The organism is Citrobacter freundii complex sp. 2024EL-00216, from assembly GCF_043945515.1.
GTDB classification, from domain to species: domain Bacteria; phylum Pseudomonadota; class Gammaproteobacteria; order Enterobacterales; family Enterobacteriaceae; genus Citrobacter; species Citrobacter portucalensis.
The window spans coordinates 136,154-159,500 of the sequence record NZ_JBIMRA010000006.1; the positions used below are offsets into that span (position 1 = coordinate 136,154).

The window sequence follows — 23,347 nt, forward strand, 5'->3', positions numbered from 1 at the left end:
TTAGTGGGTCAGCGTACCCTGTTCAACCAGCAGCAATGCGGCACCGCGAACCCCGCTGGATGCACCATGGATGGCCGGGAATACGCGGGCAGGCTCTAATCCCGGGAACAAGTAACGTGACATGGCCTGCGGCAGCAACGTATAAATTTCCTCAATGTTGGAAACTCCACCGCCGAGAACAAAAGCATCGACATCCAGAATCAACTGCAATTGCGCCAGCGTACAACCCAACATATCAATCCATGCTTCTATGGTTGTAACGGCGCTGGCATTGCCATGACGATAATGCTCCAGCAGGGTCTCCATTTTGAGTTGTTCTCCACTGAAGTGTTTGTGGAGCCACAGTAAACCAGGACCGGATTGATAGCGTTCCAGACACCCTTGTAAGCCACAGCCGCACTTCAACTCCGGCAAGTGATAACGACGCATAAACGTTGCCGGAAGCGGTAAATGGCCGAACTCACTGGCCATTCGGTTGCGACCCCGATACAACTGACCGTCAATGACTAACCCTCCACCCATGCCGGTGCCAATAATGGCACCAAAAATTCGGGAGAACTGGCGAGCCTGCTGAGTATGGGCTTCCGAGAGTGCAAAACAGCAGCAGTCATTGTCCAGTTCAACCGAACGATTGAGGCGGTGGGCCAGATCGTTCATCACCTGGCGTCCTGTGAGGCAAGGCACGTTAGATGACAGTAATTTTCCGGTATGTCTGTCCATAAGACCGGGCATGCCGATGCCAATTTTTCCTTGCTTTCCAGTCGCCCAGTCGGCGGTATCAATAAGTGAAGTAAAGGTCGAAAGAAAGAGTTCATAATCCTGCACTGGCGTGGCGACGCGCTTACGCCAGCAAACCTGCATTTCCTTATCAAAAGCGACAATTTCAGTTTTGGTTCCACCAATATCAACACCGTAAAACATGCCTCATCTCCTCCGGCTTCAAAGCGTAACCAGACAGTTTTCCTTGCGAGCGCGCTCTGCGGCAAAGACCATTAAGTGACTTTCCAGTGATTCATCCGGGCCAGAAAGGATCATATTTTGATCGTTGGCCATCACTGCGTGGATGAAGCGATCCATCAGGTAGTAATCGCCACCACCATGCCCCCCCATCTGGGTTTGTGTGCCAGCGGCGATCTCCTCGATCTGATGCACTGTTTCTTTGTCTGTCAGGAAATCAAACACCCGGATCTGCTCGCCATCGCCTTCCAGATAACCTCTGGTACCAAACAGGCGCGTTTTTCGATCTTCCATTTTGGTAAACGCGGTCATGGTAAAGGTCACTGTCTGCTGGTGGGCAAAACGTAAGTTAACAACCTGATGATCCACCACATCATTATCACAACGATAAACGCAACGACCATAAGGCCCATCGCGCAGCGCCTGGCGAACATTCTCTTCGCTAGGATCTGCAGTCAGCACCCGACGGAAGTGTGGAGTGCATTTTTGGTTTTCACCCAGATAAATTTTGCAGGCAGACCAGGGACAGGTTGATTCAACCTGACAATCAAGGCAGCGGTCGGCGGCACCAGCAGGCTGATTCTCTTTCACAAAGTGACTCAGGCTACCAAATGATCCTACGTCCTGGCAGTTGTCGCTCATGATGTAGCGGATCCAGTCCAAATCATGACAGGATTTCTGTAACAACATAAATGACGATTCTGCTTCATTGCGCCAGTTACCACGTACAAACGAGTGCGCCTGATGCCAGTAACCTACGGGTTCGAGATGCTGCATGCTGACAATATCGCCAATTACGCCATCATCAAGCAGTGATTTCAGCTTTTGCGTATAGCGGGTGTAACGCAGGACGTGCGCGACGGCCAGTAATACGTTGTTGCGTTTGACCGCATCAATAATGATCCGGCAATCTTCTGGCGTAGGGGCGAGCGGTTTTTCCAGCAGAATGTGATAGCCGAGATTAGCAAACGCCACGGCAGGATCTTTGTGCATATTATCCTGCGTGCAAATAAGTACCACATCGGCCATTTTGGGTTGGGCCGCAGCTTCTTGCCAGTCGCAAAACACGTTATTTGGGTCAATCTTATGCTGTGCGACAAACTGCTGGCGGTATGCCTCTCTGGGCTCGGCAACGCCTACCACCTGCATTCTGTCTGGATGTTCAAGCGCATAGCGAGAATATATTTCTCCGCGCGCACCAGCCCCTACCACTAATACGGTCACTTTTTTCGCACACATATAAACCTCTCATTTTTCACTTAGCCTGAATAACGGTCAGGCCAAATTTTCTTCATGTTTTTTATCAAACAAAAAGGCGGCTTCCAGATTAAATTTCACTTTGATAGATTCACCGGGAAGTGGGGTCCAGTCGGGTGAGGAGTTAATACGTAAGATCATATGTTGCTCACCAATATCAAAATGCAGAAGGTCTTCGTTGCCCATCCTTTCTACGTTGGTAATGTGCGCATCGAACGCAGAGGCATCATGCTGCGAGGCTAACTGAATGGCCTCTGAGCGGATGCCAAACCAGACGCTGGAGTGCGGATATTGCTCCAGTAGGTTACTCAAGCGCGTATTTAATGGCAGGATTAAATTATCAGCCAGGCGCAGGCCACGAGTGCTGGGGTCAATATCAAGCAGCATAATATTCATTGCCGGATTACCAATAAAACCAGCAACAAATTTGTTCCTGGGGTGATGGTAAATATTCCCTGGGGTATCCACCTGCATAATACGACCGCCATTTAGAACGCAAATCCTGTCTCCCATCGTCATTGCTTCAATCTGATCGTGCGTGACGTACACCATGGTTGCGCTCACGCCTTCGTGACGCAGTTGTCGATGCAGTTCTGTCAGCCGCACGCGCATTGAAACACGCAGTTTTGCATCCAGGTTGGACAGCGGCTCATCAAACAAAAAAACGTCTGGCTTACGCACGATGGCCCTGCCAACGGCTACTCGCTGGCATTGACCGCCTGAAAGCTGACCGGGCTTTTTGTCGAGCAATGTTTCGATTTCCAGCTTGTGTGCAGCTTCCCGGACGCGGATATCAATCTCTTCTTTGCTCATTTTCCCTAACAGACTGAATGCCATATTTTTATAAATCGTCATGTGGGGATAGAGGGCATAATTCTGGAAGACCATGGCAACGCCTCGCTCCTTTGGTAGCAGGTCGTTGACGCACTTCTCTCCGATTGCGATATGGCCATGAGTGATATCTTCCAGACCTGCAATCATGCGTAGCAGCGTTGATTTGGCGCAGCCTGATGGCCCGACAAACACCATGAATTCGCCGTCGTGGATTTCAAGATCAACGCCATGGATCGCCTGAAAGCCATTGGGATAGACTTTGCTTACTGCCTGTAATTGAATACCTGACATAACACTGCCCCTTATCCTTTAATTCCGGCACCAGCGATGCCGCGAATAAAATAGCGCTGGAAGAAGATATAAAGTAACAACATCGGGATAATCGCCAGCAATGCGCCCGCCATTAACATCGGATATTCCACGCCTGAACGGCCAGAAAGTGAGGCTAATCCTACTGGTAATGTCATTTTATCCATGGAGGTGTTGACGATCAGTGGCCACATTAAATTATTCCAGCTCCACAGTCCGTTAATAATGACGCAGGCAATCAGTCCCGGTTTAATTAATGGCAGCATAATTTTGAAGAAAATAGTCAGATGGTTATACCCATCCATAATGGCTGCCTCTTCCAGTTCTTTAGGTACTGACAGAAAAAACTGACGTAATAAAAAAGCGCTATATATGCTGAATAAACCCGGTAACACCAGTCCAGGAATTGAGTTCAGCAAACCGATTTTTTCAACGGTTAAAAACTGTGGGATTAAAAAGATCTGACCGGGCACCATCAGAATTGAAATACACAGCATAAACAGGATATCTCGTCCTTTGAAACGCAGTCGGGAGAAACCGTACGCTGCCATTGCCGCAATCAGCGTCTGCAAAATGACGATGACCAGCGTGGAGACGATCGAGTTAAAGTAAAAGCTGCCAAAAGGCATTTCATGCAAGATTTTACCGTAAGCCTGAAACCCTGGGTTGGCGGGTAGCAGTATCGGCGGAAAGGCGATGCTTTCTGCCTGGGTTTTAAAAGAGGTGATGATCATCCAGATAAACGGAACCACCGTTACCAGCGTCGCGAGGATCATCAGGCCGTAAATTAGCCATTTTTCACGTTTTGTCATGAACATCGTGGTGCCTCACTGTGCTTTAAGTCGTTTACCAATCCATATTTGCAGCAGCGTCAGGACCATCGTGATAACGAAAATCACCACGGCGATTGCTGAGGCATACCCTTTTTCATGGTAGATAAAGGCGTATTTATAGAAGAGATAGGCGATGGTCATCGTCTGATCGTCCACCATGGATGAACTGCCAAACAGCAGATAAACCACATCGAAAATTTGCAGCGTTTCGATAAAAGAGATCACCAGTACGAAAAACAGTGTTGGGATCATTAGCGGTAAGGTAATAGACCAGAATCCACGCAATTTGCTGATGCCATCCAGCGACATCGCTTCATAAATTTGTTTGGGGATTCCCTGCAATCCAGCGAGCAGAATGATCATCTTCAGCGCAATAGCCGACCAGATGATAACCAACGAGGCGCTCAGGCGGACGACATCGGGATCGGATAACCAACCGATGGCCGGAAGATCGAAAAAAGCCAGGATCTGATTAATTAAGCCGAAGTTTCGGTTCATCAACCACTGCCAGACCATAGCAATGGCCGCAGGCATAGTGACAGCGGGTAGAAATAACAGCGTGCGAAACAACCACTGACCGCGAATCGCCTGATTCAGGCCAATTGCGAGCAGCAATGACAAAACGGTGATTATCGGTACGCAAATAAAAACATAGGCCAGGGTGTTATATATTGCTGAACGAAACTCATCATCGCTGAATAAATTAATATAGTTATCTAAGCTGATCGTCGTCCAGATCTGAAACTCGCCGAGGTCGGTGAAACTATAAAAAACGTTCTGGAAGAATGGAGTAAAGTAAAAAACAATTAACCCCGCCAGTAACGGCATAATCATTATCCATCCCCAGAAGCGTTCTTCTTTTTCCAGCTTGGTCAGGGATTTTTTGTGCACTTCCCTGGCTGGTAATTGTGGGGATGCAGCTTCATCTGAATAGCTCATACAGACTCCGGGATGCTCACTGTGCAACCAAAATATATTGCGTGGGCGAAAGCGAGAGGGAGCATGGCTCCCTCAGGATTATTTCTGCATTTCTCGTTCAACGCGTTTTGCAACACCAGGCATGACTTTTTCTGGGTCAGTACCCGTCCAGACTTTTTTCAAGCCATCATTCAGGATGCTATTCCACTTGGCGGTATTGGAGCCTGCGGTTGGATATTTATGTGAGAAAGCCAATGAATCGATATAGGCTGAAACATCAATACCCTTAAAGCCTTCAGCCCACTCTTTGGCCACTTTTTGGTTAGCGGGGATCACGACTTTTCCCGTAGCCAGCGTCTGCTGCGCATGCTCAGAACTCATGAACTCAATGAACTTCCACGCCGCATCTTTATGCTGACTTTTTGCTGACATGGCAAATGCCAGGCTATGGGATACACCTGCCTGCTCTGCCATTTTAGGCATTGGTACCACGCCGATGTGATCCTTAATCAGCTCATTTTGATAGAAGGGTAATGCCCACCATGAGCCTGCGTAGACCATGGCCACTCGGTTGGACTGGAAGACATCTGAGGCTTCTATCTCGCCTGGCGGTTGGATTAGTCCCGCGTTCAGCATGCCTTGAACATCGCGATAGACGGCGATGGCTTTGTCATTGGCAACATCCGTTTTGCCCTCAGGCAGGACAATCTTATCGCCAGCCTGTAATAGCAGGTTAAAATAACTGTCCTGTCCGCTGCTGAATTCCATTGCCAGTGGATAAGACTGTTTATCCAGCCCTTTACGCAACTGCGCTGATTTTTGTTTTAAATCGTCCCATGTCCAGTTTTTATCGGGATAGCTCACGCCAGCCTGATCGAACATTTTTTTGTTGTACCAGACGGCAATTGCATCAATATCCCTTGGGATGGCATATTGCTGCGACTGGTATTGATAGGCATCGACTGAACTTTTAACAAAATCATCCAGTTTCGGCGCTGATTTCTCTTTCAGATAATTGCTCAGTGGTTCCAGCATGCCATTTTTAACATATTGCTGGAAATTAGGCATATTCATCCAGAATACATCCGGTGCTACATTTCCACCGACTGCTGAACTTAGCTTGATAAAATATTGGTCATAAGGTGTTAATTCAATTTCGACTTTGATGCCAGGGTTGTTTTTTTCGAATTCATTAACGAGCTGTTGTTCGCCAGGGAGTTGATTACGGTCCCATAACGTGTAGCGTAATTTAACAGGCTTTGCGTCCGATTGGCCTTCAGCACTCGCGACGACAGGAGTTGCCAGTAAACAGGAAATAAGACAGGCCAATGCGACATTATTTTTATTCAGGGTATACATAACTTCCCTCTTTATTCAGGTCAGAATGCTTATGAGGTAAATTACAGGAGCCTATGAATAATCTGTTTTACATTGGAGAAAGTCAAAGCGGTAAAAAATAGGGGATTATCGCATTAAAACAAGGTCGTCTTTCGGTAGGTTTCTCTTTTATCAAAACGAAAATATAACATAAAACAATGGCGATATTATTTCGTTTAATTTCATGTTGTTAGGTTCATTTTGTGGGTTTGAATCGAAAAAAACAGATGTTTAAAAAAACCTCTTAAAATGCGAACGTTATCACTTTATTTGTTGTTACATAGACATAAAAAACGGGGATAAATCCCCGTTTTTTCGTTGGCTTTCGTTTCGATAATCAGGTCACTGGCGCCGGGTTAAACACCGCCAGCTGGTTATGCAGTCCCCACTGATCCGAGAAGGTTTTCTTACGCCCGCTGGCAACGTCGAGAATAAATTCGAACAGTTTCAGACCCACGTCTTCAATGGTTTCTTCTCCGGTGGCGATGGTGCCCGCGTTAATGTCCATCAGGTCAAACCAACGGTTGGCCAGCTCGGTGCGTGTCGCCATTTTAATCACCGGCACGGCCATCAGGCCATATGGCGTACCGCGACCGGTGGTGAACACCTGCACGGTGATCCCGGAAGCGACCTGCTGCGTACCGCAAACAAAATCACTGGCGGGGGTTGCGGCGTAAATCAGGCCACGTTTGGTTGGACGCTGGCCCGGCGACAAGACTTCGACAATCGCGCTCTTGCCAGACTTAGCAATCGAGCCCAGCGCCTTTTCCACCACGTTTGCCAGACCGCCTTTCTTGTTGCCCGGAGAAGGGTTGGCGCTGCGATCCGTTTTGCCCATATCAAGGTAGTTATCGTACCAGGCCATCTCTTCGAGCAGGCGTTTACCTACTTCTTCGTTAATCGCACGTGGGGTCAGAAGGTGGATGGCATCGCGCACTTCGGTTACTTCAGAGAACATTACGGTCGCGCCGCAGCGTACTAACAGGTCGGAGGCATAACCCACCGCCGGGTTGGCCGTCACGCCGGAGAACGCATCGCTACCGCCGCACTGCATGCCGACCACCAGTTCTGAAGCCGGACAGGTTTCACGTTGGCGCTGATTGAGTTTTGCCAGATGACGTTCGGCCACCTGCAGAATATCGGTGACCATCGATTGAAAGCCGACGTGCTTTTCATCCTGCAGGCTGACGATACTGGCGCTGTCGACCGGAATACTTTTCACGTCGTGCGTGCCTTCCAGCAGCCGCTCTGGCTGCAGTTTTTCGCAACCGAGGCCGATGACCATCACTTCACCGCCAAAATTTGGGTTAAGCGCAATATTGTGAATGGTGCGAATCGGCACGATGGCGGCTGGAGCATTGATCGCCACGCCGCAGCCGTAGAGATGATTGAGCCCCACCACACCGTCGACGTTCGGGTATTTAGGCAGCAGATCGCGCTCAATGATTTTCACCACATAATCCACCACGCCCGCTACGCAGTGCACGCTGGTGGAGATACCGAGTAGATTTTTGGTACCTACGCTACCGTCAGCATTGCGGTAACCTTCGAAGGTATAGCCCTCAAGAGGCGGAAGCGGCTCTGGCACTTTAGTTGCCAGCGGCAGCGTCTCCAGCGGCGGGGCTTTGGGCAGCTCAACCATTGATTCATCAATCCAGCTGCCGCGTGGGATATCGCGAACGGCATAGCCTATCACTTCGCCATAACGCACGATTTCGCCATGAACAGGAATATCCAATAGCGCCACTTTATGACCCTGGGGAATATGTTCAATGAGTTCCAGTCCGTCCGGAAAACGCGTTCCGACTTTAAGACCATTGTCATTGACAATTATCGCCACATTATCTGTTTCGTGAACTTTAATATAAAACGCCGTTGGCGATTCTTGTCTGATTTCGATGTCGGCCATTGTCCAGTATTCTCCAACAAGGTGGTGATAATAGTGTGGATATTTATATTTTGAATCTAATTGTAAGTAATAAAGATTCGGTATCGTGAAATAAGAATGTCAGGAGTTTAACGTGAAGAATGTGATGATGATCACTTAAACTCAGCAAGGCCGAGTCACCAGGAGTAGCAATACGTAAATGTGTGCATTAGCGCCCATGCTTGTGTGCATATGCCCAAAACATTCATTTAATAACGCGTATTTAATGAGCGTTTGCACAATGATTAACGTTGTGCTGATGATTATACTAAATCACGGTTTCATAACGTCTGATAAATTATTATCTATTTTTATTATCGGTAATTTATCACGAGAAACACCCATAAAATAATAATAAAAACCTTTTATGTGCCCGAGGTAAATAGAATGATATTGGATACAGTTGTCGAGAAAAAGAAAGGTACGCACACCCGTTATTTAATATTGCTGATAATATTTATTGTTACAGCCGTTAACTATGCGGACCGTGCGACGCTGTCTATTGCCGGAACTGAAGTGGCGAAAGAGTTACATCTCAGCGCCATCTCAATGGGTTACATTTTCTCCGCCTTCGGCTGGGCTTACCTGTTGATGCAAATCCCCGGCGGCTGGCTGCTGGATAAATTCGGCTCGAAGAAAGTCTACACCTACAGTTTGTTCTTCTGGTCACTGTTTACCTTCCTGCAGGGCTTTGTGGACATGTTCCCGCTGGCCTGGGCGGGTATTTCAATGTTCATCATGCGCTTTATGCTGGGCTTCTCGGAAGCGCCATCCTTCCCGGCTAATGCCCGTATCGTGGCAGCTTGGTTCCCAACGAAAGAGCGCGGCACGGCATCCGCGATTTTTAACTCCGCACAGTATTTCTCCCTGGCGCTGTTTTCCCCGCTGCTCGGCTGGCTGACCTTCGCCTGGGGCTGGGAGCACGTCTTTACCGTGATGGGCGTGATTGGTTTTGTGCTTACCGGACTGTGGGTAAAGTTTATTCATAACCCAACCGATCACCCGCGCATGTCGCAAGAAGAGTTGAAGTTTATCTCTGAAAACGGCGCGGTCGTGGATATGGACCATAAAAAACCGGGCGATGTGAAGTCAGGTGGTCCTAAACTGCATTATATCAAGCAGTTGCTCACGAATCGTATGATGCTTGGTGTGTTCTTTGGCCAGTATTTTATCAACACAATTACCTGGTTTTTTCTCACCTGGTTCCCGATTTACCTGGTTCAGGAAAAAGGTATGTCGATTCTGAAAGTGGGCCTGGTGGCTTCGATTCCGGCACTGTGTGGGTTTTTCGGTGGCGTGCTCGGCGGCGTGTTCTCTGATTATCTGATTAAACGTGGTTTCAGCATTACCCTGGCGCGTAAGCTGCCGATAGTGCTCGGCATGTTGCTCGCATCGACCATTATTCTGTGTAACTACACCGATAATACCGCTCTTGTGGTGGCGCTGATGGCGCTGGCGTTCTTCGGTAAAGGTTTCGGCGCGCTGGGTTGGCCGGTGATTTCCGATACCGCGCCGAAAGAGATTGTCGGTCTTTGCGGTGGGGTATTTAACGTATTTGGCAACGTGGCTTCCATCGTCACCCCGCTGGTGATTGGGTATCTGGTGAGCGAGCTGCACTCATTTAATGCTGCGCTGATGTTTGTAGGGTGCTCGGCGCTGATGGCAATGGTTTGCTACCTGTTTATTGTCGGTGACATTAAACGTATGGAATTGCAGAAATAAACAAAGGTATAGGCGATGAATAACACGATTTTCCCGAATAAGTTTAAAGCGGCCCTCGCGGCGCAACAAATTCAGATTGGCTGCTGGTCTGCATTGGCCAGCCCAATCAGTACCGAAGTTTTAGGCCTGGCAGGTTTTGACTGGCTGGTACTGGATGGCGAACATGCGCCGAATGATATCTCGACGTTTATTCCGCAATTGATGGCGCTGAAAGGCAGCGACAGTGCGGCGGTAGTGCGTGTACCAACCAACGAACCGGTGATTATCAAGCGCCTGCTGGATATCGGGTTTTACAACTTCCTGATCCCGTTCGTTGAGACGGAAGAAGAAGCGGTTAACGCTGTGGCGTCGACCCGCTATCCGCCGGAAGGTATTCGCGGCGTGTCCGTATCCCATCGCGCCAATATGTTTGGCACCGTACCGGACTACTTTGCGCAGTCGAATAAGAACATCACCATCATCGTGCAGATCGAAAGTCAGCAGGGCGTTGATAACGTTGACGCAATCGCGGCGACAGAAGGCGTTGACGGTGTCTTCGTCGGACCAAGCGATCTGGCCGCGGCGCTAGGTCACCTCGGCAATGCGTCACATCCTGATGTGCAGAAAGCTATCCAGCACATTTTTGCCCGCGCGAAAGCACACGGCAAACCAAGCGGCATTCTGGCCCCGGTAGAGGCGGATGCGCGTCGTTATCTGGAGTGGGGCGCGACGTTTGTTGCCGTTGGCAGCGACCTTGGCGTGTTCCGTTCAGCCACGCAGAAACTGGCTGATTCTTTTAAGAAATAACCACCATCGACAGTAGAGAGAGATAAAGACATGACAATGAAAGTTGGTTTTATTGGCCTCGGTATTATGGGTAAACCAATGAGTAAAAACCTCCTCAAGGCAGGTTACTCGCTGGTGGTTGCTGACCGTAACCCGGAATCCATTGCGGAAGTAATTGCCGCAGGTGCTGAAACTGCCGCCACGGCGAAAGATATCGCTGAGCAGTGTGATGTGATCATCACCATGCTGCCGAACTCTCCGCATGTTAAGGAAGTGGCACTGGGTGAAGGCGGCATTATTGAAGGGGCGAAACCGGGCACAGTGCTTATCGACATGAGCTCCATTGCACCGTTGGCCAGCCGTGAAATTAGCGACGCGCTGAAAGCGAAAGGCGTGGATATGTTGGATGCGCCGGTCAGCGGCGGCGAGCCAAAAGCGATTGACGGCACGTTGTCGGTGATGGTCGGCGGCGATAAAGCGATTTTCGACAAGTACTACGATCTGCTGAAAGCGATGGCAGGCTCCGTGGTGCATACCGGTGAAATTGGTGCGGGTAACGTTACCAAGCTGGCGAATCAGGTGATTGTGGCGCTGAACATTGCCGCGATGTCTGAAGCGCTGACGCTGGCGACCAAAGCGGGTGTGAATCCGGATCTGGTGTATCAGGCGATCCGTGGCGGGCTGGCAGGCAGCACTGTGCTGGATGCGAAAGCGCCGATGGTGATGGATCGCAACTTTAAACCAGGTTTCCGTATTGACCTGCATATCAAAGACCTGGCGAACGCGCTGGATACCTCTCATGGCGTTGGCGCTCAGTTGCCGCTGACTGCAGCAGTCATGGAGATGATGCAGGCGCTACGCGCAGATGGATTGGGTACTGCCGATCACAGTGCGCTCGCATGCTACTACGAAAAACTGGCGAAAGTGGAAGTCACTCGCTAACAAGAAGGGCGCGGATGTGCGCCCTGTATTTCTTGCCTTGCGCGGCACAGTCAGGCTACATAACTATGAAAATCGTAATTGCCCCAGACTCTTATAAAGAAAGCCTTTCTGCCACCGAGGTAGCTCAGGCAATAGAAAAAGGATTTCGGGAAATTTTCCCCGATGCGCAATATGTTTCTGTTCCGGTTGCCGATGGCGGCGAAGGAACGGTTGAAGCCATGATTGCCGCGACGCAAGGGAGTGAACATTCAGCGCAAGTAACGGGGCCGTTGGGCGAAAAAGTGAATGCCTGCTGGGGCATGTCTGGAGATGGTAAAACTGCGTTTATCGAAATGGCGGCAGCCAGCGGTCTGGCGTTGGTGCCTCCTGAAAAGCGCAACCCTTTAGTCACTACGTCACGCGGTACCGGAGAGCTGATTTTGCAGGCGCTGGATAGCGGTGCGCAGAGCATCATTATTGGCATCGGCGGCAGTGCCACCAACGACGGTGGCGCGGGTATGGTGCAGGCGCTGGGGGCAAAACTTTGCGACGCCAACGGGACAGAAATTGGCTATGGTGGTGGAAGCCTGATGAGTCTGAACTCCATCGATATCTCGGGTCTGGATCCGCGCTTAAAAACCTGTTCCATTCGCGTGGCCTGTGATGTGACTAATCCACTCATCGGCGATTCTGGCGCTTCGCGCATTTTTGGCCCGCAGAAAGGGGCGACGGAAGAACGCATTCTCGAACTGGACCGTAATCTGTCTCACTATGCCGACATCATTAAAAAATCGCTGCGGGTCGATGTGAAAGATGTGCCAGGCTCCGGTGCGGCAGGTGGAATGGGCGCGGCATTAATGGCTTTTTTAGGCGCCGAGCTGCGCAGCGGTATCGAGATTGTGACCCAGGCGCTCAATCTGGAAGAGCATATTCACGACTGTACGCTGGTGGTGACCGGCGAAGGGCGGATCGACAGCCAGAGCATTCACGGCAAAGTGCCGGTAGGCGTGGCGAATGTCGCGAAGAAGTACCACAAGCCGGTTATTGGTATTGGTGGCAGTCTGACGCGCGATGTGGAGGTAGTGCATCAATATGGTATCGATGCGGTGTTTAGCGTATTGACTAGCATCAGTACGCTGGAAGAGGCCTTCTGTGGGGCATTTGATAATATTTATCGCGCCTCAAGAAACATCGCTGCCACGTTAGCGATAGGAATGCGCAGTGCGGGGTGACATTGCCCCGCAAACCCTCTATACTGCGCGCCGAAGCTGACCAGACAGTCGCCGCTTCGTCGTCGTCCTCTTCGGGGGAGACGGGCGGAGGGGAGGAAAGTCCGGGCTCCATAGGGCAGGGTGCCAGGTAACGCCTGGGGGGGAAACCCACGACCAGTGCAACAGAGAGCAAACCGCCGATGGCCCACGCAAGTGGGATCAGGTAAGGGTGAAAGGGTGCGGTAAGAGCGCACCGCGCGGCTGGTAACAGTCCGTGGCACGGTAAACTCCACCCGGAGCAAGGCCAAATAGGGGTTCACAAGGTACGGCCCGTACTGAACCCGGGTAGGCTGCTTGAGCCAGTGAGCGATTGCTGGCCTAGATGAATGACTGTCCACGACAGAACCCGGCTTATCGGTCAGCTTCAACTTCTTCTAAAACAATACGTTGGTGTGTCTCAGGCCTTAATAGGTGAAAATGTGACACAGACTGTGATACAGACGAGGCACACCAGCGGCTGTTCCATCCCGAATATCCTAAAGCGTGGCAACCGCTACTGCCTTCATTTCAGACTACCTTCAGGTGGTTTGTTCCGCGTGTCTCTGGGCTGCGATTCAGCCAGCAGAGCAAGATTTATATCTTCCCGTCTCTCTATGTTCATTTCTTTTGTAAAATCGTCCAAAATGGAGCCAGCCCAATTATTGGACATAGTGCAGAAAATGAAGAAGTTAGAACAAGACGATATTGATCGTTTTTTGCTTAAAATTCAGGCAGGTTTTTACGCCGCAGCAAAAAGAATTCCCTCAACTGTACGTAACACCCTGCGAGAATCCGGGTCATTGGCTCGTGAAAAACGCAATGCGCATGATTTTGGGCTGCTACTTGATGGAACCTTTAAACAAGATGTTGAACCGCTGTCGACAGATTCAGTCATAGAGCAACTTGGTAGCCAGTTTGATCTTACGGGCATGGCGGATGAAATCGATTATTTGGCCTCAGAGTACGATCTCCTTTGGAGACATTACTGCGATGCACATATAGCCTTTATGGATCAACGGCATTCTGATTATCGCCAGATCGTTAACTCTATGCGACCAGAAAGTGATTATGTTCCCGGTCAAGCTGCTAAGCCTGAAGAACCACAGACCCCTGCTTTGTCGCTATGTGAGGCATGGAAGGGTTTTGTAAAATATAAGTCGGACTGGACTCCCAAGATTCGGCAGGGGAATGAAAAATACTATGAAGTGATAGAGGCGGTTTTGGGGGCTGACACTCAAGTTTCTGACATTTCTCGACGTGATATTAAAAACCTGCTTGAGGTAGTTGAAGGTTTACCTCGTCAGAATAAGAGGCCTTATAACCGTATGACGATCCAGCAATTTTTGGACTTGGATGAAGTCCCAGAAGAAGATCTGGTTTCATCCAAAACGGTCAAAGATTATCTGAAACTGTGTCAGGGGTTGTTTTCAACATACCTGACTAAAGAAGAGGATATTCTTGAATCATCACCGACACTTAACGTTACGTACCAAGCTAAAAGCCACAGCTATGGTTATTACACTCGAGCAGAAATGCGAAAATTAGTATGTCACTTTGCGACTTTGGAAGGGTGGAATAAATGGGGTTTTTTGCTATTGGCGTACACTGGCGCAAGACGCTCTGAAATCGCAAAACTGAAAGTTTCCGATGTGCGGTTGGACGAGGATAGCCAGAGGCATTACATAATGATCGGGGATAGTAAAACTGAGGCAGGGATTCGACAGGTTCCTATCGCAAAGCGTCTTCTTGACATGGGGTTCTTGCTGTATCTGGATGGCAAAAAGCCAGATGCTTACTTGTTTCCCGAGATTACTAATCGAAGTCAGGTAACCCGGTTGTTCCACGCGATACGCGAGCAATTGAATATTGATTACCTTGACGATTTTAAAAACAGGCGCATTGTTCACAGCTTACGCCACACTTTCGTAACTGAAATTCAGGCAAAACATACTCTCACGCTTGTTCAGCAGACAATCGGCCATGAGCATTCAAACCAGGGGCAAACTAAGGTTTATACAGGCAAGATGAAAGTTTCTGACTTGCTTCCAGTGGTTGATAGTGTTGATTGGTTTTAGTGATAGTCATTCTAATTCAATGGGTTTGCTGAGCCGTAGCTAAGCGCTTATCGACAGGGAAGCACAATGTCGGAGTATCGCAAAAGCGGGAAAATTGCAGAAGCAAACCCGAAAAATACCGCAGATTAAAATAATCTTTGCACTGCAGTTTGTTTTGCGCTATTGTTATTTTGGGGTTTTCTATATCATGTAAACTTTATTCGAAAAAATTTCATCCATCTTTTTTGCCGTCAGGCTTTGCTTGATGGGGTTTGAACTACCTGTACCCGCTTCGTTTTACGGTGGTCAGATGATAATAACTTATACGTGTGTGCGTGTACGCGAGGGGTTGTTTGTATAAATAACTTATGGGGGTGTTGTGTCAGAAGAAGGATCTATTCAGTCAATGCTCACACAGGCTACGCCTTACACAACCAAAGTTCATACACACGGGCGTTACAGGGTCATCACAGGTGATGTTTTCATTCATCATGGTTACGCCTACCCGATCAACGCCACCGACCAATCTGGTGTTCGCCTTGATATCCTTACCCCTATAGCAGAACAGCTTGATGCAATACTATCCATCTACAGCCGGGTTTACTTCTCTCGCTTCGATTTACGCTTACCTGAGAATACCCCAATAGACACAGGCAACAAGTGGGTAAGCGACCTGTTTAAAAAACTACGTGAACGTCTGAAGTCTAAATTAAACAGACCTGAGGGATTAGCAGAACCGATCCTCAACTTTGCTTATGGCTGGGTACGGGAGAAAGAGGAAGCAAAGCAGGTGCATTATCATTGCTGGATTGCTCTCCCGCATCGACAGGTCAGACGCCTTGGGACACCCACAAGCGGCATTGCCGGAAGTATTGTTGAAATCTGGATGGGCCTGACGGGCGGTAAAGCAGCGCTGGTGGAGCTGCCAAAAGCAACGGAAAGATATCCGAATCATTACGTTATCGAAAGAAATAGGCCGGAAACGCTAAAGGGTCCCTTTCTGTGGGTATCGTATCTGGCGAAAGAGCGTGGGAAGTATCAGACCGGAAATGGGGATCGGGTACACTCAACATCAAAGTTGAGCAATAAAAACCATAATTGCTAAATCCTTCGTGTAACGCTCTCTACGGCCTTCAAATCAGGAGGCAGTACCTTCGCATTACCCACGCCAAAAAAAGCGCTCACGATAGCGCTCATTGCGTTTAACAATACCCTCTCTCACATATCACGGCTTAACTTTTAAATATAGCACCACATCTCTATCTTTTCCACGTAGATTTAAGCTGGTGTGCGGCTCCGCTGGATTTACTGTCGCCGGAATATTTCGGATTAATTGACCCGAAAATAGCCATAATTAAGCCTCACACGTTGGCAGGGCAGCATCTGAATCTGAGTGAAGACAGGTTAAATCTTACGCCTCTTTGATGTTCCAGTTTCGTTTGATAGTCGGGAGACTTAAATTCAATGCTAACGCCGCTTTGGACTGACTCAGCCCCTTAGCTCTGGCTTCCTGTACACGCTGAAGGGTATCTGACGCAACCGGACGGCCTAACTTCTTCCCTTCCTTCCTGGCTCTTACTAAACCCTCTTTTGTACGTTCAATGATGCGGGATTTTTCGAATTCTGCAAACGCAGAAAACATTTGCAGCATCAACTTCCCTTCCGCGCTGGAAAGGTTACGCACAGGCAGATCCAGTGAAACAACATCAATCCCTTTATCCACCAGCATCGTAATGGTTTGCTGCACGTCGATGTTGTCCCTTCCCAGGCGGTCCAGTTTCAATACTACAAGCTGATCCCCAGCCTCCAGTTTATGAGTCACCATATCAGCAAAGCCTTTGCGCTGCATTGCCTGTACTCCCCCTGACACGGTTTCTGATATCACCCTGCTATCATTCACTGCATAGCCAGCCTGACGAATCGCCATAATCTGGTTTTCTGTTGACTGTTCGCTGGTGGACACACGGCAATATGCAAATGTACGGCTCATAATCGCTCCCCTGATTGGTATCAAAAACGGTATCATAATTAACTAATGGTATCATAATGTCAATGCACTAATTTAATGACACCAATTTAAGGTAGGGTTTACTGGTATCATAAAACGTTCGATTGTTGATACCACTCAGGTTAATGCCATTGACATGCATGATATTTGTAAAAGATCGAGAGTTGTCTTTGTAAGCTGGTGGAACCAGCTTGACCGACCTGGCAATCGCCTAGCAATTTTTTTTGAAGTAGCAAAAGAGAGCAGGTCTTGATAAAAAATTCACATTATTGGTGCGTACTGTGAGTTGCCCCTGCTTTACTAAAAAACAAATAAAAAACAATGTCTTGTTGTAATTAAAAAAAAGATAAAGTTTAGGCCGAAGTGGTCGATAACTTGAATGACACAGGTAAGCCTAGCTTATATACCCAAAAGGAAAATTTTATGGCACAAGTTATCAACACTAACAGCCTGTCGCTGTTGACACAAAATAACCTGAACAAATCTCAGTCCTCTCTGAGTTCCGCAATCGAGCGTCTGTCTTCCGGTCTGCGTATCAACAGCGCGAAAGACGATGCTGCTGGTCAGGCGATTGCTAACCGTTTCACTGCCAACGTTAAAGGCCTGACCCAGGCTTCCCGTAACGCCAACGACGGTATATCCATCGCGCAGACGACTGAAGGTGCACTGTCCGAAATCAACAACAACCTGCAGCGTGTGCGTGAACTGTCCGTTCAGGCAACCAACGGCACCAACTCCCAGTCTGACCTGGACTCCATCCAGAATGAAATCACACAGCGCCTGAGCGAAATTGACCGTGTTTCCGGTCAGACTCAGTTTAACGGCGTGAAAGTACTGGCGTCCGACAGCTCCATGAAAATTCAGGTTGGTGCGAACGACGGCGAAACCATCACCATCGACCTGAAAGAAATTACTTCCTCTACGTTGGGTTTGACTGGTTTCAACGTGAACGGTAAAGGTGAAGTGGATAACAAAGCGGCGACTGCCGACAGCCTGACCCTGGCTGGCTTTACTAAGGGGGGCGCTGTTAACGCAGACGGCAGTACCACCTATAGCAAAGAAGTTCCTAATGACGCAGCAAAAGCAGCTGATGTATTAGCCACAGCTAAAAAAGGTAGCACTGTAGATTTCGCAGGAACTAGTACTGGTCTTGGTGTGGCTGCTAAAGCCGAATATACTTACAATGCTGACACAAAATCATATAGCTTCGATGCTGATAATGTAACAAATGCCAATGCTCTTAATTACTTAGCCCCTAAAGCTGGTGATTCTTTTAGTGCAAAAGTTTCTATTGGCGACAAAACTGTAGCCGTCCAAATTGGTAAAGATGGTGTTGTAAAAGCAAAAGATGGCAGTGACCTCTTTATTGATCTTCAAGGTAACCTCACCCAGACCAAAGCAAGTGGTACAGAGGCGCCTGCTACATGGGATGCATTGATTGCTAACAGCGATAAAAGTGTCACAGCAGCCCTTAAGAGAGTAGCAACGACTATTACTACTGATGCAGGTGTTGTTATTAAATCTGCTGGTGGTGACGCTGCTACAAATACCCAAATTGCTGGTGGTACTCCTACTGCAGCAACTACTTCAGTAAATATTGAAAAAGCGACTATTAGTGCTGCAGAACTTTCCAATGCAGTAGGTACAGGCAACTTTACTTTAACTACTGGTAAAGAAGAGTTTACTGTAGCTGGTGGTGTTGTTAAATACGACAATGACAATACTACTGGACCAGCGGCAGCGGCAGCCTTTGTGGGTCAGGACGGTAAAATTACTACCACTGATAAAGAGATTGTGAACTACTTTGCCCATGCAAATGGCGCAGTAACAAATGGTACTGGCTCAATTATTTACCAGACTGCTGATGGGAAGATGACGACTGAAGCGAAAACCAAATCTGTAGCGACTGAGGATCCGCTGAAAGCGCTGGATAATGCTTTGGCTAAAGTTGACGCTCTGCGTTCAGACCTGGGTGCGGTACAGAACCGTTTCGATTCTACCATCACCAACCTGGGCAACACTGTTAACAACCTGACTTCTGCCCGTAGCCGTATCGAAGATGCTGATTACGCGACCGAAGTGTCTAACATGTCTCGCGCACAGATCCTGCAACAAGCAGGTACTTCTGTTCTGGCACAGGCTAACCAGACGACTCAGAACGTACTGTCTCTACTGCGTTAATATAGTTTATAGTACTAAGCCCCGTGATTGCGGGGCTTTTTTATTAAATATGCTAACGCTGGTTATTAGGTACAACTGTTATGAATGATATCTCATATGGTCGAGAAGCGGAAAAATGGCCCCGTGAATATTCTATGCTTGCTCGCAGGATACAATTTTTACGCTTTAATGATTATCCAGTGAAGCTGGTAAGTGGTAATGGGCAATCAATAATTGGTTATATTTCAAAGTTTAACCAGAAAGAAAATATGATCTTGGCATCTGATGAAGCTAAGGGAAGCAATAGGATTGAGGTAAAACTTGAGTTTCTCGCATCACTCGAAGAATTGCCGATTGGCGAAAATTTAACTGCAAGACTTATTGCTGCTGATATTTTTAATGTTCAGCCATGTGACCCAACAAGGAAAGACTTTTTTTCTATCTGCAATAAGTGTTTCAAACAAGGAGTGGGTATAAAAGTACATATGTTAGATGGGCGCATTCTGATTGGGGAAACAACTGGCGTTAATGCTTGTCAGGTTGGAATGATTAGACCTAATGGCAACCATATGCAGATCATGTTTGACTGGGTTAGCAGAATAACCTCCTCAGATTACTCAGATTAAACTCTCATAGTATCAGTTGCTTATCAATATTTTCATAAGGATATGAATCGCCACGGATAATCTAGACACTTCCGAGCCGTTGATAATACTGGTTTTCATATTCTGTCGGTGACATCTGATCGCTAGAACCATGCCGACGCTTACTGTTATAAAACATTTCGATGTAATCAAAAATATCGCTGCGGGCTTCTTCCCGCGTTCCGTAGATCTTTTTCTTTATCCGTTCGCGTTTCAACAACTGGAAAAAGCTTTCTGCAACCGCATTATCATGGCAGTTACCGCGACGGCTCATGCTGCCCTCCAGGCCGTGTGATTTCAGGAACGACTGCCACTCATGGCTTGTGTACTGACTGCCCTGATCCGAATGAACCAGCACCTGTTTTTGGGGATTACGCCGCCATACAGCCATCAGCAGTGCGTTCAGGACAATGTCCTTTGTCATCCGGGATTGCATGGACCAGCCGATAATTTTGCGTGAGAACAGATCAACAACCACGGCAAGATACAGCCAGCCTTCGTGGGTCCTGATGTAGGTTATGTCCGTTACCCAACGCTCATCCGGAGCATCCGGATTGAACTGTCGCTGGAGCCTGTTGGGCGACACGATACTGGCCTCGCCTTTACGTGCCCGCGGGCTCCGGTATCCGACCTGAGCCTTTATCCCGACACGTTTCATCAGTCGCCAGACCCGGTTCACTTCGCACTGTTGCCCGCTGTCCCGCAGATCCAGATGGATTTTGCGATAACCATAAACGCATCCCGACTCCAGCCAGAACTGTTTAATCTGTCCTGTCAGTCTCAGGTCTGCCTGATGGCGTTGTGAATGCGGCTGCTGAAGCCAGGCGTAAAAACCACTGGGATGAACATCCAGCACCCGACAGAGCAGGCGAACAGGCCAGCAACAGGTGTTGTCACGGATAAAGGCGTACCTCAGTCGGACAGCTTTGCGAAGTACGCCGCGGTTTTTTTTAATATGTCCCGTTCGTCGGTAACTCGCTTCAGCTCTTTCTGGAGACGGCGGATCTCGGCCTGAGCATCTGACTGTTCTTTATTAGTGGAAGGATCCGGACCGTACTTCTTTATCCAGGCGTAAAGGCTGTGGGTGGTGATATCGAGACGTGTTGCAACGCTGGCAACAGAATAACCGCGATCAACAACCTGTTTGACTGCTTCAGTTTTAAACTCTTTGGGATAACGCTTACCGCTCATGGGCACCTCTCTTTAAGCCATCTTAAATGACTCTGAGGTGTCTGTTAAACCCGTGGCGATTCAGTCCTTACACCAAGACTTTCGATACGAGCGATAGTAAGTAAATTTCAGGGCTATCGTTGTGATACAAACTGCGATACAGTCTGCGACACAAGACAACTCCAGCGCCGCAGATGCCTGACGTATGGTTGAACGAAGCCGCCTTATCGGTCAGCTTCACTCTTTAATAAAACCCCGCTTCGGCGGGATTTTTGCTTTCTGGGTAAGCCAGATGAATGACTGTCCACGACGCTATGCTCAAAAGAACGCGGCTTATCGGTCAGCTTCACACTTTATAAAGCCTCGCTTCAGCGGGGTTTTTGCTTTCAGGGCGGTTGCCATGCCTGATGGCGCTGCGCTTATCAGGCCTACTGGGGGAGAGACTGGTTTTGTAGGCCGGATAAGGTGTTTACACCGCCATCCGGCAGAGGTTTTACAGCGAGCATTGAGATTGGTTTTCGAGGATGCAGGCGCTTATTTCCTTCCTATCTAATTTTTATATCCCTATTATTTATGCACCAAATTTCTTTTATCTGAGGGGAATGTGTCGGTGGATATTTCTAATTTTGTGACGACCAACACAAAACGCTGCGCGATACGTTTTTATCGAGAACAATCGAACGCAATCGATCGCCATCACAAAATTACTTGCTAATAAATCGCACAAAATCAGTGTTAATATAATGTTGCATATGATAATTGTTTGTATTTTTTAGATTGAATTTTAATAAATGCAATGTTTCTTTACAAACAAATGTGGCGAAAAAATGTGATGCATAACGTTATTTAATCGCCATAATCATTAAAATATAATTAAATTTGATAAGTTGTTTATTAAATTTAAGCGCCATCTTGCCTGATAATTGTTCTGTAATTGATTGAAATATAGCCTTTCATGGTTTTAAAAAATAGTGGAAAAAATGGCGGTGTTATAGCCATAAAAAATCGTTATCCCCCCATCTTTTTTTGACTAAAGTCAGGATAAAGTGAGATCGATAATTCATATCTATATGATTATTAAGTGATTTAAATTTTAACGATAGTCTTGCAAAATGTAAGTCAAGGGGATTTGTGAGGGGTAGCACATATCCTTGTTCGCTTAATTTGGTACACTTCCTGCCGTCAACAAAGTAATTAACGCAGGTCGATATGAATACTATTACACTCCCTAAAACACAGCACTTAGTGGTCTTTCAGGAAGTCATTAGAAGCGGTTCTATCGGCTCAGCTGCAAAAGAATTAGGTTTAACTCAACCGGCTGTCAGCAAAATCATTAATGATGTAGAGGCTTATTTCGGTATTGAGTTAGTTGTACGTAAAAATACTGGTGTGACATTGACTCAGGCAGGGCAGGTGATGCTCTCATGGTCTGAATCTATTACCCGTGAAATGAAAAACATGGTTGATGAGATGAACAGCATGACGAGCAACGCGGTCGTTGATGTGTCGTTTGGCTTTCCTTCACTGATTGCCTTCACCATCATGTCCGGCATGATTAAAAAATTCAAAGAAGTGTTCCCGAAGGCGCAGGTTTCTATGTATGAAGCTCAACTCTCCTCCTTCTTACCGGCAATCCGTGACGGACGTCTGGATTTCGCCATCGGTACGCTGAGTGATGAGATGAAACTGCACGATCTGCATGTTGAGCCGCTCTTTGAGTCAGACTTTATCCTGGTTGCCAGCAAGTCCCGAACATGCACCGGCATCACCTCGCTGAGCGCGTTGAAAAACGAACAGTGGGTGTTGCCACAAACGAATATGGGGTACTACAGCGAACTTCTTACCACGTTACAGAATAATGGCATCAGCAGTGAAAACATCGTTAAAACAGACTCTGTCGTTACGATTTATAATCTTGTTCTCAATGCTGATTTCTTAACAGTAATTCCCTGCGATATGACCACACCGTTTGGCTCAAACCAGTTTATTACTATCCCGGTAGAAGAAACCTTACCCGTCGCGCGCTATGCCGCCGTGTGGTCGAAAAATTATCGAATTAAAAAAGCAGCATCTATTTTGGTGGAATTAGCCAAAGAATATTCATCATATAATTGTCGGAGACGAAGGCAATTAATTGAAATTGATTAAAGATTGAATTTGTTTTAACACGAAATAAACGCCATTTGTCTATATCTGACAATGGTCACGGCTATCTATTTACTTTAATACCCAGGTAAGAGG

The 23,347-nt window shown here is 47.8% G+C and carries 18 protein-coding genes and 1 other RNA gene; 10 read left to right on the forward strand and 9 right to left on the reverse strand.

What is annotated here, in order from left to right; translation table 11 throughout:
• From ACHHZ7_RS09925 to garD, 7 genes are all read right to left on the reverse strand, one after another.
• The gene (locus ACHHZ7_RS09925) at window positions 1-921 is read right to left on the reverse strand and encodes an ROK family protein (protein ID WP_060683145.1); all 921 of its coding nucleotides are present in this window, start codon (window positions 919-921) and stop codon (window positions 1-3) included.
• An 18-nt stretch (window positions 922-939) separates the two neighbouring features.
• Entirely contained in the window at window positions 940-2,196 is a 1,257-nt protein-coding gene (locus ACHHZ7_RS09930) for a Gfo/Idh/MocA family protein (protein ID WP_192463945.1), read from the reverse strand.
• 36 nt (window positions 2,197-2,232) lie between these two features.
• The gene (locus tag ACHHZ7_RS09935) at window positions 2,233-3,339 is read right to left on the reverse strand and encodes an ABC transporter ATP-binding protein (protein WP_060683146.1); all 1,107 of its coding nucleotides are present in this window, start codon (window positions 3,337-3,339) and stop codon (window positions 2,233-2,235) included.
• A gap of 11 nt (window positions 3,340-3,350) precedes the next feature.
• A complete protein-coding gene (locus tag ACHHZ7_RS09940; RefSeq protein ID WP_079938288.1) occupies window positions 3,351-4,175 on the reverse strand; it encodes a carbohydrate ABC transporter permease in 825 nt (274 codons plus the stop codon).
• Window positions 4,176-4,184: 9 nt separating this feature from the next.
• On the reverse strand, window positions 4,185-5,129 hold the full coding sequence (locus ACHHZ7_RS09945; RefSeq protein WP_048236826.1) for a carbohydrate ABC transporter permease: 945 nt from the start codon (window positions 5,127-5,129) through the stop codon (window positions 4,185-4,187).
• A gap of 78 nt (window positions 5,130-5,207) precedes the next feature.
• Entirely contained in the window at window positions 5,208-6,467 is a 1,260-nt protein-coding gene (locus ACHHZ7_RS09950; RefSeq protein ID WP_060683147.1) for a sugar ABC transporter substrate-binding protein, read from the reverse strand.
• 355 nt (window positions 6,468-6,822) lie between these two features.
• On the reverse strand, window positions 6,823-8,394 hold the full coding sequence (gene garD, locus ACHHZ7_RS09955) for a galactarate dehydratase (protein WP_060683148.1): 1,572 nt from the start codon (window positions 8,392-8,394) through the stop codon (window positions 6,823-6,825).
• 405 nt (window positions 8,395-8,799) lie between these two features.
• On the opposite strand from garD, the gene garP reads away from it, so the two are divergent.
• The 7 genes from garP to ACHHZ7_RS09990 all read left to right on the forward strand — a co-directional run bounded on the left by garP (window position 8,800) and on the right by ACHHZ7_RS09990 (window position 16,229).
• A complete protein-coding gene (gene garP, locus ACHHZ7_RS09960) occupies window positions 8,800-10,134 on the forward strand; it encodes a galactarate/glucarate/glycerate transporter GarP (protein WP_008785890.1) in 1,335 nt (444 codons plus the stop codon).
• A gap of 15 nt (window positions 10,135-10,149) precedes the next feature.
• Window positions 10,150-10,920 (forward strand): 2-dehydro-3-deoxyglucarate aldolase, encoded by a 771-nt coding sequence (gene garL, locus ACHHZ7_RS09965; protein ID WP_008785889.1) that lies wholly within the window; start codon window positions 10,150-10,152, stop codon window positions 10,918-10,920.
• A 30-nt stretch (window positions 10,921-10,950) separates the two neighbouring features.
• Window positions 10,951-11,841 carry a 2-hydroxy-3-oxopropionate reductase gene (garR, locus tag ACHHZ7_RS09970; RefSeq protein WP_003828600.1) on the forward strand — a complete coding sequence of 297 codons (891 nt, stop codon included), beginning with the start codon at window positions 10,951-10,953 and terminating at the stop codon, window positions 11,839-11,841.
• A 65-nt stretch (window positions 11,842-11,906) separates the two neighbouring features.
• On the forward strand, window positions 11,907-13,052 hold the full coding sequence (garK, locus tag ACHHZ7_RS09975; protein WP_060683149.1) for a glycerate 2-kinase: 1,146 nt from the start codon (window positions 11,907-11,909) through the stop codon (window positions 13,050-13,052).
• 32 nt (window positions 13,053-13,084) lie between these two features.
• An RNA gene (gene rnpB, locus ACHHZ7_RS09980) (RNase P RNA component class A) lies at window positions 13,085-13,461 on the forward strand.
• 289 nt (window positions 13,462-13,750) lie between these two features.
• Entirely contained in the window at window positions 13,751-15,145 is a 1,395-nt protein-coding gene (locus tag ACHHZ7_RS09985; protein WP_225623071.1) for a tyrosine-type recombinase/integrase, read from the forward strand.
• 385 nt (window positions 15,146-15,530) lie between these two features.
• A complete protein-coding gene (locus tag ACHHZ7_RS09990) occupies window positions 15,531-16,229 on the forward strand; it encodes an inovirus-type Gp2 protein (protein ID WP_060683151.1) in 699 nt (232 codons plus the stop codon).
• Between the two features lie 306 nt (window positions 16,230-16,535).
• On the opposite strand, the gene ACHHZ7_RS09995 is transcribed toward ACHHZ7_RS09990, so the two are convergent.
• Window positions 16,536-17,114, reverse strand: coding sequence for a recombinase family protein (locus ACHHZ7_RS09995; RefSeq protein WP_044701290.1), 579 nt, complete (start codon window positions 17,112-17,114; stop codon window positions 16,536-16,538).
• Window positions 17,115-17,555: 441 nt separating this feature from the next.
• On the opposite strand from ACHHZ7_RS09995, the gene ACHHZ7_RS10000 reads away from it, so the two are divergent.
• Window positions 17,556-19,313 (forward strand): FliC/FljB family flagellin, encoded by a 1,758-nt coding sequence (locus ACHHZ7_RS10000; RefSeq protein ID WP_284300832.1) that lies wholly within the window; start codon window positions 17,556-17,558, stop codon window positions 19,311-19,313.
• An 80-nt stretch (window positions 19,314-19,393) separates the two neighbouring features.
• Complete coding sequence (locus tag ACHHZ7_RS10005) at window positions 19,394-19,918, forward strand: phage repressor protein (RefSeq protein WP_053263617.1); 525 nt, start codon at window positions 19,394-19,396, stop codon at window positions 19,916-19,918.
• Between the two features lie 61 nt (window positions 19,919-19,979).
• On the opposite strand, the gene ACHHZ7_RS10010 is transcribed toward ACHHZ7_RS10005, so the two are convergent.
• A protein-coding gene (locus ACHHZ7_RS10010) for an IS3 family transposase (protein ID WP_126317353.1) occupies window positions 19,980-21,127 on the reverse strand; the annotation gives its coding sequence in 2 pieces (ribosomal slippage) (window positions 19,980-20,881 and window positions 20,881-21,127; 1,149 coding nt in all).
• A gap of 1,188 nt (window positions 21,128-22,315) precedes the next feature.
• Here ACHHZ7_RS10010 and tdcA point away from each other — a divergent pair.
• Window positions 22,316-23,254, forward strand: a complete 939-nt coding sequence (gene tdcA / locus ACHHZ7_RS10015; RefSeq protein ID WP_003828596.1) for a transcriptional regulator TdcA — start codon at window positions 22,316-22,318, stop codon at window positions 23,252-23,254.
• The last annotated feature ends 93 nt before the right edge of the window (window positions 23,255-23,347 follow it).